Source organism: Halomonas shantousis (assembly GCF_054654615.1).
In genome coordinates, this window is sequence record NZ_BAAIER010000001.1 from 24127 (window position 1) to 41154 (window position 17028).

13 protein-coding genes are annotated in these 17028 nt (G+C 58.8%); 8 read left to right on the top strand and 5 right to left on the bottom strand.

Annotated elements, in window-relative coordinates; all coding sequences use genetic code 11:
* The first annotated feature begins 1 nt into the window (after position 1).
* Positions 2 to 823 carry a GNAT family N-acetyltransferase gene (locus ACYQ12_RS00100; protein WP_459865882.1) on the top strand — a complete coding sequence of 274 codons (822 nt, stop codon included), beginning with the start codon at positions 2 to 4 and terminating at the stop codon, positions 821 to 823.
* Entirely contained in the window at positions 784 to 1428 is a 645-nt protein-coding gene (locus ACYQ12_RS00105) for an FMN-binding negative transcriptional regulator (RefSeq protein ID WP_459865885.1), read from the top strand. The genes ACYQ12_RS00100 and ACYQ12_RS00105 overlap by 40 nt, the downstream gene beginning before the upstream one ends.
* Positions 1429 to 1894: 466 nt before the next feature.
* Here ACYQ12_RS00105 and ACYQ12_RS00110 read toward each other — a convergent pair whose 3' ends face one another.
* Complete coding sequence (locus tag ACYQ12_RS00110; protein WP_459865888.1) at positions 1895 to 2371, bottom strand: hypothetical protein; 477 nt, start codon at positions 2369 to 2371, stop codon at positions 1895 to 1897.
* Between the two features lie 164 nt (positions 2372 to 2535).
* Here ACYQ12_RS00110 and ACYQ12_RS00115 point away from each other — a divergent pair, with 164 nt between their 5' ends.
* From ACYQ12_RS00115 to ACYQ12_RS00125, 3 genes are read left to right on the top strand one after another with little or no spacing between them, the layout of a single operon-like run.
* The gene (locus tag ACYQ12_RS00115; RefSeq protein ID WP_459865890.1) at positions 2536 to 2916 is read left to right on the top strand and encodes a PepSY domain-containing protein; all 381 of its coding nucleotides are present in this window, start codon (positions 2536 to 2538) and stop codon (positions 2914 to 2916) included.
* On the top strand, positions 2913 to 3584 hold the full coding sequence (locus ACYQ12_RS00120) for a response regulator transcription factor (protein ID WP_459865893.1): 672 nt from the start codon (positions 2913 to 2915) through the stop codon (positions 3582 to 3584). The genes ACYQ12_RS00115 and ACYQ12_RS00120 overlap by 4 nt, the downstream gene beginning before the upstream one ends.
* Positions 3581 to 4960, top strand: a complete 1380-nt coding sequence (locus tag ACYQ12_RS00125; protein ID WP_459865896.1) for a sensor histidine kinase — start codon at positions 3581 to 3583, stop codon at positions 4958 to 4960. The genes ACYQ12_RS00120 and ACYQ12_RS00125 overlap by 4 nt, the downstream gene beginning before the upstream one ends.
* A 297-nt stretch (positions 4961 to 5257) precedes the next feature.
* Here the strand turns inward: ACYQ12_RS00125 and thiI are convergent, their stop codons facing one another.
* From thiI to ACYQ12_RS00145, 4 genes are all read right to left on the bottom strand, one after another.
* Positions 5258 to 6727 carry a tRNA uracil 4-sulfurtransferase ThiI gene (gene thiI / locus ACYQ12_RS00130; RefSeq protein WP_459865898.1) on the bottom strand — a complete coding sequence of 490 codons (1470 nt, stop codon included), beginning with the start codon at positions 6725 to 6727 and terminating at the stop codon, positions 5258 to 5260.
* Positions 6728 to 7463: 736 nt separating this feature from the next.
* Positions 7464 to 8156, bottom strand: coding sequence for a hypothetical protein (locus ACYQ12_RS00135; RefSeq protein WP_459865901.1), 693 nt, complete (start codon positions 8154 to 8156; stop codon positions 7464 to 7466).
* Between the two features lie 24 nt (positions 8157 to 8180).
* Entirely contained in the window at positions 8181 to 9497 is a 1317-nt protein-coding gene (locus ACYQ12_RS00140) for a hypothetical protein (RefSeq protein ID WP_459865904.1), read from the bottom strand.
* A gap of 643 nt (positions 9498 to 10140) precedes the next feature.
* Positions 10141 to 11019 carry a PhzF family phenazine biosynthesis protein gene (locus ACYQ12_RS00145; RefSeq protein WP_459865907.1) on the bottom strand — a complete coding sequence of 293 codons (879 nt, stop codon included), beginning with the start codon at positions 11017 to 11019 and terminating at the stop codon, positions 10141 to 10143.
* A 556-nt stretch (positions 11020 to 11575) separates the two neighbouring features.
* Between ACYQ12_RS00145 and ACYQ12_RS00150 the strand changes: the two genes are divergently transcribed.
* The 3 genes from ACYQ12_RS00150 (at position 11576) to ACYQ12_RS00160 (ending at position 16937) form a co-directional block, all read left to right on the top strand.
* Positions 11576 to 12598: a GlxA family transcriptional regulator gene (locus ACYQ12_RS00150; protein WP_459865910.1), complete on the top strand. Its 1023-nt coding sequence runs from the start codon at positions 11576 to 11578 to the stop codon at positions 12596 to 12598.
* A 35-nt stretch (positions 12599 to 12633) separates the two neighbouring features.
* Positions 12634 to 13806: an MFS transporter gene (locus tag ACYQ12_RS00155; protein ID WP_459865913.1), complete on the top strand. Its 1173-nt coding sequence runs from the start codon at positions 12634 to 12636 to the stop codon at positions 13804 to 13806.
* Positions 13807 to 14366: 560 nt separating this feature from the next.
* Entirely contained in the window at positions 14367 to 16937 is a 2571-nt protein-coding gene (locus ACYQ12_RS00160) for an ExeM/NucH family extracellular endonuclease (protein WP_459865916.1), read from the top strand.
* The last annotated feature ends 91 nt before the right edge of the window (positions 16938 to 17028 follow it).

The window sequence follows — 17028 nt, forward strand, 5'->3', positions numbered from 1 at the left end:
CATGGTGGATTCCGTCATCAATCGCTTCGGGCAGCCCATCGGCTGCCCCGTATCGGGCTGGCAGCCGCCAGGGCGACCCGGGGCCACGATCCTGAGCGGGCGCTTCTGCCGCCTCGAGCCACTGGATGCCGGGCGCCATGGCGAATCACTGTGGGCAGCCTGGCAAGTCCCCGACTCGCGACTGGCCGGGGACATTGACGGTGAAGCCCGTTGGACATACCTGGGTGGCCGTCCCTTTCATGATGCCGCGGGCTGTCATGACTGGTTGCTTCGGCAGAGCCGGCGTCAGGATCCAGCCTTCATGACGGTCGTCGAAGCGAACAGCGGCGATGCCTTGGGGATTGCCTCTTGGCTCAACATCGAACCCGAGCATGGTTCTATCGAGCTGGGGCATCTCAATTTCTCGTCGTATCTGTCACGTACCACGGCGGCTACCGAGGCCCTGTTCCTGATGATGACGCATGCGTTCGCGCTAGGATATCGCCGGCTGGAGTGGAAGTGCGATGCGCTGAATGCTCCGTCACGGCAGGCCGCACAGCGGCTTGGCTTTCAGTTCGAAGGCATCTTCAGGCAGCACCGGGTAGTGAGAGGGCATAATCGAGACTCTGCCTGGTATTCCCTGCTCGACAGTGAGTGGGAGAGGTTACGGCCGCTATTTCTACGTTGGCTCGCTCCAGACAATACCGATGCCCTGGGTCGGCAGCTCATCTCGCTATCGTCGCTGACCGGTACGATAAATAACCGCCGCCCCTCGTTTTGCCCCACCGGTGAAGGAGAGCCGTCATGTACTTGCCTGCGCAGTTTGCCGTATCCGATCCAGTAGCCTTGCAAGACGTGATGCAGGCCAACCCCTTCGCCACTTTGATTACAGCAAGCCCCGAGGGCATGACCGCAGACCACCTGCCCCTGCTGTTCGAGCCGACTAAAGAGGGGGGCGGCAAGTTGCGTGGCCACATTGCCCGAGCCAACGGCCTCTGGCGTATGGGCGAACAGGAAGCGCTGGCGGTCTTTCATGGCCCCCAGGCCTACATCACGCCGAGCTGGTATCCCGATAAACAGAAACATGGCCGCGTGGTGCCCACCTGGAACTACCAGGTAGTGCATGCTCACGGTCGGCTGCGCTTCATCGAGGATCCCGCCTGGCTCAGACAAAACCTTGGTGCACTGACCGAGCGTTTCGAAAGTCAGCGGACAGCCCCTTGGGCGCTTGAGGATGCGCCTGAGGCCTATATCGAAAACATGTGTCGTGCCATTGTGGGGATCGAGCTGACGATTAACCGGCTGACCGGCAAGCACAAGGCCAGTCAGCACAAGTCATACGAAGAACGCGAGGCCATCCGGCAAGGGCTCCGGGAAGAATACGGCATTGATGCCAATAGTGCCGCGTGCTTGAGCGGGGCTCGCGACTGGTCCTCGCATACGAGGTGATCACTCGATACGAGTTCTACATGCCGTAAGGCTAACCCGTGGAGGTAAATGCGATGTTGTTGGAGCTATGGTTATCGTTCGTGCTGGCTTCGTTCGTGATTATCGCCTCCCCGGGCCCTGCCGTTGCCTTGCCGATTGCGCCACGCATGCCAGCCAGGATCCGGTGATCTTCCGCGGTATCCTCTCGCTCTGCTCGATATTGATGGGTCCGTGCCAGACCACATCAACACGGGATGCACAGGCGAGAGTATTCTTTACGGGGCTGCATCGACGCCTAGTGCTGACCGACCGGCAAGTCATCTCTCCGCCCGGCCAAGGACAGATCAGTGTCTTTCATGCGTGAGCATTGCACTCTACCGCGTCGACTTTTCGGTATTGAACAATCTCGACCTGGTGCGCCGGGATGGGAAAAGCCTTCAGGCTGCGATGCCGCAGCGGATGCGTGTCGGTCAGTCCCCTTTGCTGTTCAGTCGTGCTCCACGTCGGTCACTGAAAGATCGGTGCGGTTCAAGCGGAGTTCCATCTCACGTTGCTGAGCGTCGTAGCCCTCGATTTCGAGGTGTCCATCGGCATCGACATCAAGCTGGGCGAACCGCTCCAGCCCCGCCTCGAGAGCGTTATCCAAGGCCTCGCGAACCTCCTCGCCGGTCAGGCTCCAATCAGGTATCTGACTTTTACTCTTCCTTTCGTGCAACAAGTGACCATCCGATACGCGCATGTCGACATCGAGTTGCCAGCCGTCTTCCCGCCAGCCCTCGACTTCCCAATGGCCCTCGTCATCGTCTGATGAAATTTCCTCGTAATGCGTAAATCCATGCTGGCTGGCTTGTTCCAGCACACGGCGCAGCTCATCATGCGTCAGAGCACCACTATCGGCCGATGCATCGGTCGCCAAGCCACTGATCAAGGCAGCGGGAAGAACAAGATAGGATAAGGTTTTCATCACGAATCTCCTGTCGCATTGATTCTCGTTTCTCGAGTCTCGTGACGTCGTTGTACGCTAGGCGGCCTTGCCGTGGACTGAAAGTCACGTTCATTTTGCGTTCATGTGCCGCTCCGTATTTCTCCTGGCTTATTTTCGGTGAGCGACGGGCAACAGACCTGTTCATGGTACGTTCATTACGTTTTTGGCATGCTATCAAGATGAAAAAACGCTTCTCCGTTGGCCTTCTGCTTGCCGCTCTGGTGGCGTGGAGTAGCGGTCTGCACCCTTTGGTTCATGCTGATGAAGAAAACGAGTGGCGTGAACTTCATGATGACGTCAAAGCCGGACGTCTGGTGTCGCTGCCCAGCATCCTGGATTGGCTGGAAGCTCATTACCAAGGCGTGATACTGGAAATCGAGCTGGAGCGGGACGGTGGGCAGCCGCGTTACGAAGTCGAAATGCTAGGTCCGCAGGGACAACTGGTCGAGTTTGAATTCGATGCCACCAACGGCAAGTTGGTCGAAACCGAAGGGATCAACATCGAGGACATGGAGCGACCGTGAAAATTCTCCTGGTAGAAGACGATCCGGCCCTAACCGACGTACTAAGCGATGCCTTGCGTGATACGGGACTGTTACTGGAAACCAGCTCAAACGGTACGGAGGCCGATTTCCTGATACGAACCGAACGCTATGATGCCGTTATTCTCGACCTGGGATTGCCCGATGGCGACGGAACCCGATGGCTGGCCCAGTGGCGCGAGGATGAGATCGACCTGCCGGTATTGATACTTACGGCACGTGAGCGTTGGTCCGACAAGGCTGCCGGTTTTTCCGCTGGTGCCGACGATTACGTTACCAAGCCCTTCGAGACTGCCGAAATCCTGTTTCGGCTACGCGCGTTGATGCGCCGTAGCCATGGTCATGCACATCCGATACTGTCCTGTGGCAATCTGGACTTCGATACCCACAGTGGCAGCGTCACCTTGGCGGGGCGCCCCGTGGCGTTGACCGCGCAGGAGTCCCGCCTGTTGTGCTACTTGTTGCATGCTGCCCCCCGTATCGTCAGCCGTGCCGAGCTATCCGAGCACGTCTACAACCGTGACCATGAACCGGACTCCAACGTGATCGATGTTCAGATCAGCCGTCTGCGGCGCAAACTGGGCAGTGGCTGCATCGAAACGCGACGTGGCCAAGGCTATCGCCTCGTGGCCGATGAAGCTGCATCATGAAATCACGCCTGCGAGCCAGGCTTACGCTTCCCGCGCATTGGTCGTTGGGACGACGCTTATTGACCGCCGCGCTGCTCCTGGTGCTGATCATCCTGCCTTTGGTGGGGGTGGGGCTGGCCTATAACTTCCGTGCGGCAGTCACCGCATCCTTCGATCAGCGTCTGACCTCGCTCCTGTATGCCTTGCTCGCCGATGTGGAGCTTAACCCCGCGAGCCAGCAGGTAAAGGTGACGGACTCGCTGGGGGATTCGCGTTTCGAACGGGTTTTTTCCGGATGGTACTGGCAAGTGGCCGATACGCACGGTACGACGCTCGTGTCACGTTCGCTGTGGGACCAGCGTCTGCCCGTCTCCCAGGGCAGCGGGATTACGCTGCGTAACCTGCGCGGTCCACGAGATGAGCGGCTGAGACTCATCGAGCGGGAGGTGCATCTGTCAGGGTATCCCTATCCCCTGCATATCAGTGTCGCGGCCTCACGAGAGCAACTGGATACCGAAGTCGCCCACTTCCAGTGGCTTCTCGCATTTTCACTGCTGGTGCTTGCCATTCTACTTCTCAGCGGATTGGCGCTGCAGATTCGCTGGGGACTGGCACCGTTACGGCGTATGCTGGCCAATCTCGAGGCAGTCGAAGCGGGGCAGGCCGAACGCCTCGAGACCCGATTGCCCAGCGAACTGCGCGAGCTCGCCAGTGCCATGAACGAAGTTCTCGAGCGCGACCGCCGGCTGATCGCGCGAGGTCGTGCCGCTGCCGGCAATCTGGCACATGCGTTGAAGACGCCGATCAGTGTACTGCAGACCCTGGCGGACCGGATGCCCGAAGCCCAGCGTCATCAGGTTCGTCAAGAGGTGATGCGCCTCGACGAAGCCATCCGCCATCATCTGGCACGCGCCTCGGCCGCCAGCGGAGCCCAACTGGCCGGACGGGTACACTTCAGCCACGTCATTGCCCCCGTGGTCGACGGGCTTGCGCGTCTGGCAGGGCGGCGGAACATTCGGCTCGAGCGTCACATCGATGAGACTCTGGAAGTGCGCATGGATCCGCAAGACCTTCAGGAACTGGTTGGCAATCTGCTCGACAACGCCCTGCGCTGGGCCGATGGACGTGTCGTACTGGCCATTGCCGCCGAGGAGGAGGGGGCTGGCTTGTGGATAGAGGATGACGGTCCCGGCATGACCGCCGCGCAACGTGAAGCTGCCTTGGCACGCGGCGTACGCCTTGATGAACGCCGCTCGGGGTCGGGACTGGGGCTGGCCATCGTGGAGGAGTTGGTCACGCTTTATGGCGGGCGGATAACGCTGGGGCCGGCATCTCTCGGCGGGCTTTCGGTCTACGTCTGGCTACCTGCCGCTGGCACCGTTTCGAGAAAGAACTAACTTCGGTTGCCAAATATTCCTGTCGTTGGGCTAAGCCATGTTTTTCGGGGCAGGAGGCTTCGGTTCCATCTCTGCGAGGCTGGACGATATGATCCGGGTCCGTTCATAAAACGGAAAGGTTGTAGCTGGTAGCGTGTAGGCTTGATCTGCAATCGACGAGCAACGTCATGCCTTACTTCGAAATGGTGATTCTCAATATCCTATGGAAGCTGTCTGCGGCGCTGGAGAACGACGATGACCCGGCTTAGGTGTTGCCGGGCCCGAAAAATAGTAATCCCCGTTCCATGAGCAGCCTTCTTACTTCACGTACACGCCGAAGTTAGTGAGGCCTTGATCGGCCAAGTGCAGGGCCTGCATCTTGCTCATGACGCCTCGATCGCAGTAGAGCAGATACTTCTTGTCGGGTAGTGAACTGGCCTGCCCCTGAAGCTCGTAGAAGGGAATCTCCAGCAGCTCGACCTGCGGCGGTACTTCAAGCGGTGCCATGTCGCGTTCGCTGGGGTGGCGAATATCGATCACACAGCATTCGGGCTGATCAGCCAGGTTTTCCGATGAGGAGACGATTCTGACCTCGGCGAGCGCCGGAGCGGACTTGGCCAGCTCATCGATACGGGTATAGGTGGTTTCCTCGAATGCTTGCTCGAGCACATCGAGATCGAACTTTGCCTCGGCGGTTTCGATCTGGTCGCGGCGGACACGCGTGCTAGGGCGCCTCGAAATGACGCCACAGTACTCAGGCATGCGCTTAGCGAACTCAGCAGTGTCGATTGCCGTAGCCTCGTCGATGATGTCCTGTTTATCGCTGGTCAGCAGAGGACGTAACACCGGGCGCTCACTCACGGCATCGATCATCGTCAGGTTCGTCAGGCTCTGACTCGAGACCTGGGCAATGGCATCGCCGGTAACGACTACCGGGACGCGCATCCTGGCTGCAATGCGACTGGCTACGCGAATCATCATGCGCTTGAGCACCACGCCCATACAGTTATCGGGGACTTGGGTCTGGATTTCGCGGATCACGCCTTCGAAGGGTACCGAGATGAAGTCGACCTTGTGAGAGCTGCTATAACGCCGCCACAGGTGGTGGGTCACCTCGCGTACGCCGGCCTCATGGGCGGGACCGCCAAGATTGAAGAACAGAAAATGGGTCTTGATGCCACGTCGGATCATGCGATAGGCGGCCACTGGCGAATCGAAACCGCCGGAGATCAGTGCCAGAGCGGAACCCTGGGTTCCTAGCGGATAGCCACCGAGGCCGGGACGGCGGCAAGCGATCAGGATCAGCCGGTTGTGTTTGAGTTCAAGCGCTACGGTGATCTCGGGGCGCTTGAGATCGACCGTGGCGCTGGGTGATGCCTTTAGCAGTTCGGCCCCTAGATAGCGCTCTAGATCCATAGAGCGAAACGCATGCTGACCACTGCGTCTGACACGTACACGAAAACGCTTGCCCGCGACCAGCGGGGCCCATAGCGGCAGCACTTGCCCGGCGGTGTGAGCAAAGGAGCTGAAGTTCCGTTCCTCCACGGTCAGAACTTCATGAATGCCCGAGATACGGGTCATCGCGCTTTCCAGTTCGGCCACTGCGCAGGGGGACATCCCATCACTGGGGGTGACCTCCAGCGTATCCCATCTGGCGATCACGCGTACCCCGGCGTCGAGTTGCCTTAGCGTGTTACGTACATTCGCGCCAAGGCAACGTATCATCTCCTTGCGCACCGGTCGCGACTTGATCGTGATTTCAGAAAACAGCTTGAGAATGTACTTCATTAAATTTGGAAACTAGCCATTAATGCCACGATAGGGCAGCTACACTAACAGTCCGATCGTCATATGTCTCAAGCGATGAATATGCGACGCTGGCATTGAACGCTGACAGGCCAATGGCGAGAGTCATGGTTCACACTCGCCAGCGCAACGGATGCGTGTCGCGCAGCACGCCGGACTCGTCCCAGTCCTCCCAGCCGGTGAATGGAATCGGGGCTTCCGCGCCAAGTCCCTCCAGGCGGCGCATCCACCTCGCCTTGTCGGCTTCCAGTTGTTGTCGAAAATCCGCTTCCTCTGGGCGACCCCATTCCGGCCCTCGCCACGGATCTTTGGCTGCTCACCCATCCCGACCTACGCCGTACCAACCGAGTCCTGGCGTTCTTCGCCAGCGTGGTTAGGCAGCCGGCCCGGCGGCGGCGTGTTCATTGTCTTGGCATACGTGTACTGGTTCGCTTTATGAGTCAGGCCTTTGGCAGCCCGACCTTACGCTCTGTCTGAAAATGACTGCGCTCGCTCCTATGGTGTCAAAGCCCGCTCACGTGCGAATCCAAGCTCAGCATCTCATTAAGATGCTCATTACTCCTTGTAAATCGGGTCACGAGCCTAGGCTGTCTTTCGCTGATTTTTGTCGTAGCTACGCACCCTTGGCGAGGCATCACCCACCGGCTTTTCAGGCAGGCCCCGGTGCTGGAATGTCGTCGAGACCGCCTATCCTCAGTGCAAGATGCTTGCCTTGTTGTCATAGGGGGCCTGCTATGTAGAAGACCTGCCAGCCGTGGTTGGTTTCCCACAGATGTGCCGTGTATTGTTTTCTGGAGCGCCTGACCTGGCGATCAAAACTGGCCTGTAGGGCTTCATGAGGCTTCGCCCAGTCATCGAGGGTGAGTACCGTTGAGTAGCGGACGTTAGCCGTCGGGACACCGTAGGGGTTGGTCGAGCTATCTACCTGCAAGACATTCTCTATAGCATCGTGTGCGAAATAAAAGTAGAGATAGTTACTTCTTTCCCGCATGCTCAGTTGTTTTCGGCCCAAGCCAGTTAATGTGTATTGTGATACATAGGGTGAGAGCTCTTGGTGTTCAACGAGCCCTAACTCAACTGCTAATAAGAAATCGCTCCCTTGGTAACAATACGTCTGAACGACTTGATACGCTTTTGAAGCGAGGATCGCATCACGATTCTCTTCTGATCTCGGAATGTTTCTTTTGCAGACTACACCGTTCTGATCCGCCAGACCGTCAAAGTTGACGGTGAGCGCCTGCCCGCTACGCTGGTCGTTCTCAAGATTGCTATGGTAATTACGGATGGCCTCTGCTACTTCACCTTCATCTGGTGCTGTATCTGCGCTAGCTGTGGCTGTCGCGAGAAAGATAAGAAAACCAAGAAGTCTAGCTGCGATAAGGGCTGGATTCAGTGATATGGTAAGATTCATGATATTGCCCCCTTATCGATCTAATTATCCCGCACTCGAAGCACTCTGTAGTATCCAGTCGTTGCCTGTATACACCATTTTCACGTTTAACGTTTTTGGTAGCTCTTCGATGTCATCCATATATACTGAAGCCCAGTCATACGGTTCGGATGCTTGCGTGACAGTCGTTGAATAAAGGGAGAACCCCGTCGGCGTAGTTTCTACGGTACCCTCGTCTACGGATTCGACACTGTAATGGCCTACGACCAACTGCCCGTTATCGGATAAGTAGTCTTTGAGATCTGAGCGTAGCGCATAGATTACCGAGCCTGCCTTCGGCACGCTCCGAGAGACATGGCCCGCCTCCACCATTGCGTTGAGCTGAAGAACCTGTTTATCCGAGCATTGATATCGCACCAACGGTTCCCTGCGGTATCTTTCGATATACTCCGCGTTGCAAAATACTTTGCCTTCATCATTGAATCGTGTGGGTAACGTGATGGTTCTCCCCTTGGTATGGCTCGATAGCGCCGCCTTGATAGCATCGTGTGAGGGAGGGGGCACTTTTTCCACCGAGCTCTCGATGCTGGCCATACTCACCCGAGCCATTTCCCGCAACTCATCGGTGGTCAAGTTCCCTATGCCTGTCACCGGACCAGGCTCCCAGTCATATATCTGGGATTCCACTGTCCATCCTTCATTAGTCAGGACGAAGGGAATCGTGAACTCATAAGATTGTGCCGCCAGATTCATCCAGTAAACCGTGGGTTGCTGAAGATCAAAGATATCGCTACCTGATAGTGCGGTTGTCAGGGCCCCTATCGTGGCGTTGCTCAGAGTGTTAGCGAACGGCTGAGTCGCAAGCCTGTCTCCTCCCGGGCCTTGCGAGACGATAGCCGCAAACCCTCTCAAGGCTTCAAGATTCTCCTCATCGACCCATGCGGCATAATCTGGCTTGAATATCACGTTGCCCAAGGTTCGCTGTACGCTGTTCTTTTCGGAAGGTTCGGTGAAATTAGCGACCTCCGCAGGGGCCAATGTACCCAACAATACAGCGACCTTGTTTCCAGGATGGACATTGAACAGGTTGCTGTCTTCATTGGCTGGTTGATAGCGAATTATCATGTTTTCTTCGTTGACACGCCGGAGCAATCCATCATGAGAAAGAATCTGCAAGACTCCATAGTCCAGTGTCATGTAGTTTCCACCCAGCAGAAAATCACTTCCCTGAGGGCGAGTATCTATAAGGGGGAGTTCAAGTGAGAAGCGGCCTGGATCATTCTGCAGAAAATTTTCAACGGCATCGATCAACTCTGACTCACTGGGCGCACTGTCACCACAGGCAGTGAGCGTTACGCTCATGGCTGAGACCGCCATCCACCGGGGCAGGGCTTCTCTGAAGCATATCATGAGGCCTCCATTGCCTATTGAAGAAGGCATCTTGTTGTTCACATGGGGCTCTAAAAGATTGGGATATAAAAAAGAATTGCGCAACATGATAACACGCTAATGGTTTGCTCGGCATGATACTACCTAACTAGAAATCTAGCGGCTGATGAAAGAATAGTGGCTATATATCATTCAGTTAGTTAATATTACTTGATGCTGATACTTGAAGGTCGCACAGATAAGTAGAAACAAATCGTATATTTAGTTTATAAAATTAGTATTCAAATTACTATTTAAGGATATTCTTAATATAAAAGGGGAAGCGGCCCCGACTTCAGGGGACTGGGGAGTTTCGCGGCGAAGCGCCACCAGGCGATTATACTTGGCCGCGCTTTTGCTCCCACGCCCAGGCCAAGTTGTGCGGCTTGTCCACGTCGGTGCACTTGCTCGGCGCCACATGATAGACAAGTAGCTGCAAGGCTTCGGCATGAACGTGGCGTGCAACGAGTCGACACAGCAAACCTTTTCGTGTACTAACCCCTCGTAGGGATGCCAAGGTCGGAGGTCGCTATGACGGTGTTATTGAAGGCGATGGTGTTAATGAATGAGAGCGGCGCTATTCACCAAGCCGTATCTCGCCGCTGCCGATGATCACCGCCTGGCCGGCAATACGAATGGCCCTGGTGTCTTCGCCATGTTCCACCTCGGCGAAGATATGGCTTGGTCGTCTCATCTCGACTCCCTGTTGAATGTGCCAACGCCACAATCCGTGGCCACGATCCGCCGCTAGGGCACCCACCAGTGCTGCGGCTGCACTTCCGGTAGCTGGGTCTTCGCGTATGCCACCCTCCGTCGAGAACATGCGACAGCGCAACACGCTTCCCTGGCCCACAGTCCTGTCTGCTACGTAAAGATAGATTTGCTCATGACCGCTGGGAGTGACCCACTCCTCCCAGACCCCCGGCGAGGGAATGGCGCTGCCTAGTGCCTCCAGAGAGTCGAGTTCAACGAGATGAAACGGTAGTCCGCAAGTGGAGAGAACGGGCTCGCTCACCACCTGGCTCTTCTCCAGGCCCAGCAGTTGAACCGCCGTTTCACGCGATAGGGTACTGGCGCTTACTTCTGCCGGCCGGGCTGTCGTGAATCGGGCCAAGTCCCCGTCGTAGCTCACTACCAATGGTCCGGCACCGGCTTCCAGCGTGAGCGGCTTGTCGCGGCTCGACAGTTTCAGTGCCGCGAGTAGATGCGCCGTCCCTACCGTGGGGTGGCCGGCGAAGGGCAGCTCCATGGTGGGAGTGAAAATACGGATGGGATAGCGGTCGGGGCCGCTGGCCTGGCCGACGAACACGGTCTCGGAGAGGTTCAGTTCGTTCGCAATAGACTGCATGGTGAGGGTATTCATCCCATCGGCAAAGGGAAATACGGCAAGCGGATTGCCCGCGAAAGGCCGATCGGTAAAGACATCCAGTAGATAGTAATGCATGTTGCTGGCCATAGCGGTACTCCACGTTGTTTGAGTCACGTTTTCCGGAACGATTTGCGGTTATCGCGTTCGGCATCGAGCCGTGAAGGTCCGATATCCCTGGGTTGGTGGGTGTCGAGGGTTAGCAGGTGCCGTCGCGAGTAGTGGCGCTGATAGCAGAAACGAAGTCTGGCAATAAGCTGACTTGGCCGAGTGAGGCGCATAACGCGTCTCCTGTTGGTATAAATGCACAGCTTACGGCCGGCATCTTTTACGATACAGATTCAGTTCTTTTAATATTTAGAATACAAATTGTGGGATCAACCTGACTGTATTGGATAAAGTGGGACGGTCTGTACCGCCTTTCTTCTATTCCCGAAAGAGTGTCATGAAACGTTACGAGCAAATGGCTACGGCCCTCAGGCCGTCGGAAGATGATAGAAAAGGCACTTGCCGAGTCGTAACCGAGAGCTATCCATGCGATGGCCTCACCCTGCAAATGTCTCTATCGGTGGGGTAAGCGTCGTTGCCGACATCGTCGCCAGGTATGACACTGACGCTACGTCCCTGCCTGACGATGGAACCCGTCATGACCCGCCGTATTGCGCTGCTCGCCTATCCCCGCTGCCAGTTGCTGGACGTGACCGGCCCTTGGCAGGTGTTCGCCACCGCCAACGATCTGGCCGGCACCGCACTGTATCGCCTGACGCTGCTGGCCGAGGAAGCCGGTGCGTTGACGGCCAATTCAGGCATGGCCCTGCATGCCGACATCGGCTGGCAAGCGCTGGGCGCTGAGGAGGGCTTCGATACATTGCTGATCGCCGGTGGCAGCGGCGTCGGGGCGCAGGCCGGCAATCCGGCTCTGCTGGCCAAGCTGCGCGAGATGGCGCCCAGCGTGAGGCGACTGGGCTCGGTGTGTACCGGCGCCTTCCTGCTGGCCGCCGCAGGCCTGCTCGACGGCCACCGTGCCACGACCCACTGGCGGCATTGCCAAGCTCTGGCCGATGCCTATCCCGCCATCCATGTCGCCAGCGATGCGCTGTACATCGAAAGCGTCACTGACCCTGCGCCAGCGTCGCCGCGCTATACCAGTGCCGGGGTGACGGCCGGCATCGATCTGGCCCTGTCGTTGCTCGAAGCCGACCATGGTGCGGGCCTGGCCGGGCGTGTGGCGCGAGAACTGGTGGTGTTCCTGCACCGTCCGGGGGGCCAGTCGCAGTTCAGCGAAGCCCTGCGCAGCCAACAGCGGAATACCGGCCCGTTGCGCCATCTGCTCGACGCCATGCACAGCGCACCGAGTGACGATCACCGGCTCGACACCTTGGCTGCACGCATCAATGTCACGCCACGCCACTTGTCGCGTCTGTTTCGCCAGCATCTGGACACCACTCCGGGAACCTACTTGACGCGGCTGCGCCTCGAACATGCCCGCCAGGCGTTGATAGCCAGCCCCAGCCTGCCCCCTCTGGAGCGTCTGGCTCGGCAATGGCGACTGGGCGGTGCCGAGCAGTTGCGGCGCTTGTTCCAGCGGCATTACGGCGTTTCCCCCTCGGTCTATTGGCAGCGCTTCAGGGCATCGGCCACTCCCGCCCTGGCGATGACGGAGCAGTGAATCTCTAGCCTCGATGTCTGCAACAGGAGCCTTCCATGCCGATCACCGTGACTCTTCTTGCGCTGTGCCAGGCGTTGCTGGTCAGCGGCAATATTCTGTTGATCGCCGTTTCGCCCCTGATCGGGGCGTCGCTGGCGCCCGGCCCGGCCTGGGCCACCGCGCCGGTGGCTACCCAACTGCTGGGGCTGATGTGTGCCACCATTCCCGCGTCGTTGATCATGGCACGTATCGGCCGCAAGCGGGGCTTCGTGCTGGGCAATGTACTGGGGCTGGTCGGGGTGGCCGTGGCGGGGCATGCCCTGGTCGGTGAGCGGTTCGGGGCGTTCATGCTGGGCACTTGGCTGATCGGCATTGGCATCGGCTTCGGCACGCTGTATCGCTTTGCTGCGGTGGAAGTCGCTCTCCCGGCGCTGCGCGACCGGGCCATCGGCCTGGTCATGGGGGGCGGCGTGCTGGCGGCGTTTCTGGGCCCATGGCTGGCCCGGGCCAGTCGCGATCTTACCGCTACGCCGTTTCTCGGCAGCTTTATGGGGCTGGGGCTGCTCTACGCCCTGGCATTGCTGCTGTTGGCCTTCACCCGGTTGCCACCGGCCCAGGCCACTCACGGTAAAGGTACATCACGACCGCTGGGGGAGATCCTGCGTCAGCCGGTGTTCATCATCGCCGCCTCGTCGGGCCTGGTCGGTTACGGTGTCATGAATCTGGCGATGACGGCCACGCCGTTGGCCATGCAGCGTGCCGGCTTTCAATTCGACCATGTCGCCACGACCATCCAGTGGCATGTACTGGCGATGTTCCTGCCGTCGTTCGTGACCGGCCGGCTCACGGCCCGCTTTGGTGCGCCGAGCATGATCGTGACGGGTTGTCTGCTGCTCGCCGGCTGTGGCGTGCTGGCCCAGTTCTCCGCGTCGCTGTACGGCTATTACGCCGCGCTGATCCTGCTGGGCCTGGGCTGGAACCTGACTTTCCTGCCCGCCACCAGCCTGTTGACCGAGGCTTACCGTCCCGTCGATAAGGCGCGTACCCAGGCTGCCAACGAACTGCTGGTCTTCTCCACCGTGAGCCTGACGGCTCTGCTGGCCGGACCGCTCGAGGCCAGTCTTGGGTGGGCGGGACTCAACGGCATGCTGGTGCCGCTATCGCTGATTCCCCTGGTCGTTCTCGGCTGGCAACGTTATGTCAGCGGCACCACGCATTTGCAGCCTTGACAGCGAGGAGTTGCCTTTACCGCCTTCACGCTGCTGTCTGTCAACGACGTTCAATGAGGAATCAGGGGGCGTCCAGCCAGCCGGAAAGCCGAACGCCTTTTGCAGATGCCGCTCGGCAAGGCATGCAACCAGACGCCCCTGCGCTGGAGGAGGCTTGCAGATGCTCGAGGCGGTCCTCGACCCACTTCACCGGAGCGCCGACCTTTCGCGCCGCCAGGCGTTTGAAAATTTACCTTTGAGTCTGATCTCGCCTGCCAATTCGAGCCGAGGCAGTTCTACTCTCTCGACGCTTGCTCGACGCTTGTCCCGCGCGTTTGTGATCATGACGGGGTCCTGGATTTCAAGTGGCCTCCATCTCGCCGGTGCTTCGTAACGCTTGTGGAGTACATTTGAAGATGTGGAGTGCATTTAAAGATTGTCTTGATATTACATAATGTTACCTATCCTTCATTGTTCTGCCATGCGTCTCGAAGAAGCTGGAATCCGGTCATTGGCATCGGGCCGCCGCGTTTTTATTTCCCTCTGCCGATCCTTCACGACGAGAAAAAGGACGCATCATCATGCTGGGTAATCACGCCAATTTTACTGCCACGGCTTCGAGCTTTCTGAATGCAATCGGCTTCAAGGCGAACGCCATCAGTCATGCCGTGAATCAGGCACTGCACGGGGAGGGTTTCTGGCACCCTTCCCAACTGCTGGGCGCCATCGCCGACCGCCTGCAAGATCTTTTCGACGCGCCTGCCCACGAGCCGGATCCCGAGCCCACGCAGCCCCAGGGGGAGCTGATCATTTCGGAGTACGTGGAGGGCTCGGGCTACAACAAGGCGCTGGAGCTGACCAATGCCTCGGATGACGCGCTATCCCTCGAAGGCTATCAACTGGCGCTGTACAGCAATGGCAATACCGAAGCGACCACCACGCTCGATCTGAGCGATTACGGCACGCTGGCCGCCGGCGCCACATTGGTTCTCGCCAACAGTCAAGCCGACGAGGAAGTGCTGGCCCGGGCCGACGGCACCTCGGGGGTGACCAATTTCAACGGCAACGATGCCGTGGTACTCAGCGGCCCCGATGGCGAAACGCTCGATGTGCTGGGAGAGGTAGGCAACGACGCCTATTACGCCCAGGATGTCACGTTGCGCCGTGACGAGGACGTGAGTCAGGGCAGCGAGACCTTCGATGCCGGCCAGTGGCAGACCTTGGCCCAGGATACCGTCGAGGGGCTTGGCTATGCCGGCAATGGGACCGGTGATGTCGATGACGGTGGCGGCGAGGATGACAACGACAACGGGGGAGAGGAGCCGTCGCCCGAACCCGAATTGACCGCCATCCATGCCATCCAGGGCAGCGGTGACAGCAGCCCGCTCGCAGGCGAAACCGTGGCCGTCAGCGCCATCGTGACCATGGTGGCGCCGGGCATGGATGGTTTCTTCCTGCAACAGGCGGATGACGAGATCGATTCAGATGCTCAGACCTCCGAAGGGATTTTCGTCTACACCGGCAACGGCAGCGAGGAGCAACTCGCCGCGCTTTCCGCTGGCGATCGGGTCGAGCTGAGCGGTGAGGTCAGCGAGTACAACGGCAGAACCGAGCTCGATATCACCTCTGGGATCGACGTGCTCGAAAGCGGCCTGACCCTACCAAGCAGTCAGCGCGTCTCGTTACCTTACGAGGACAATCAATTGGAGCCCTTCGAGGGCATGCGTGTCGTGGTTGATGCCGAGGACAATGAAGGACTGACCGTGACCGAGCTCTATCAACTCGGACAATACGGACAGGTGACACTCTCCTCGGGCGGACGCATCGAGCAGTACACTGAAAACAACGCGCCCAGCGAGGAGGGCTACGCCGCCCACCAGGAAGAGATAGCCGCGCGCACCATTATCCTCGACGACGCCAGCGGCGAATCGAATTCCTATCCGATTCAGTTCGGACGCGACGGTGAACCGTTGTCGGCGGATAACCCGCTGCGCGGCGGCGACAGCGTCGAAGAAGTGACCGGCGTGCTCGACTTCAGCTTCGATGAGTATCGCATCCAGACCACCGAGGGTGTCGACTTCGAGGCGACCAATCCCCGTGAGGCCGAACCCGACAGCGAGGCACTCAGCGAAGAAGGAACGCCGACGCTGGAAGTCGCTTCCTTCAATGTGCTGAATTATTTCACCACGCTCGACCAGAACGGCAACACCTTCCTCACGCCCGGGGGCGTCGAGCAGGGGCCACGTGGCGCCGAAACCCAGGAGGAGTTCGTCCGACAGCAGGCCAAGATCGTCAGCGCCATCAACGGCACCGATGCCGAGGTGGTCGGCCTCATGGAGCTGCAGAACAACGGTTACGACAACGACAGTGCCATCGCCAATCTGGTCGACGCGCTCAATGCCGAAGCCGACGAGGGCGTGACCTGGGCCTACGCCACGCCCCGTGTCGATCCGCAGGATCCCGACAGTGCCATCGACGTGCCCGGTGACGATGCCATCACCGTGGGCGTCATCTACAACAGCGAGGCGGTCGATCCGCTCGGCGCGGCGGCGACCACCACCGAGGGCGCCTTTGCCGATGCCAACCGCGCACCGATCATGCAGACCTTCCGCGATCAGGAGACCGGCGGCGTCTTCTCGGTCGTGGTCAATCACTTCAAGTCCAAGGGCAGCATCCTCGATGGCGAGGAGGCCACGGGTGACGGGCAGGGCAACAACAATCCGACCCGGGTCGAGGCGGCCGAGCAGCTCAGCGACTGGATCGACAGCGATCCCATCGGCAGCGGTGACAGTGACGTGCTGGTGATCGGCGATCTGAACAGCTACGCCGAGGAAGATCCGGTCACCACGCTGGAAGAGGACGGCTACGTGCTCCTCGACGATGACTATTCCTACGTCTACGACGGCCAGTGGGGCGCGCTCGATCACGCTCTGGCCAGCGAATCACTGGCCGATCAGGTCACCGGCACGACCACCTGGCACATCAATGCCGACGAGGCCACGGCGCTGGATTACAACATCTGGCGCGAAGACAATGCCGATGCTCAGCAAGAGCTCTATGCGCCGACGCCGTACCGCAGTTCCGATCACGACCCGGTGATCGTCGGGCTGAACACGGCCGGCGATGCCAGCGAAGCGGCTTTGGCCATGTAGTCTGGCAGCACTTGTAGTCTGAAGCACTTGTAGTTTGAAAAACCCGGTATGCTGCAATGCCAATGCCCGCCGATTTCGGCGGGCATTGGCG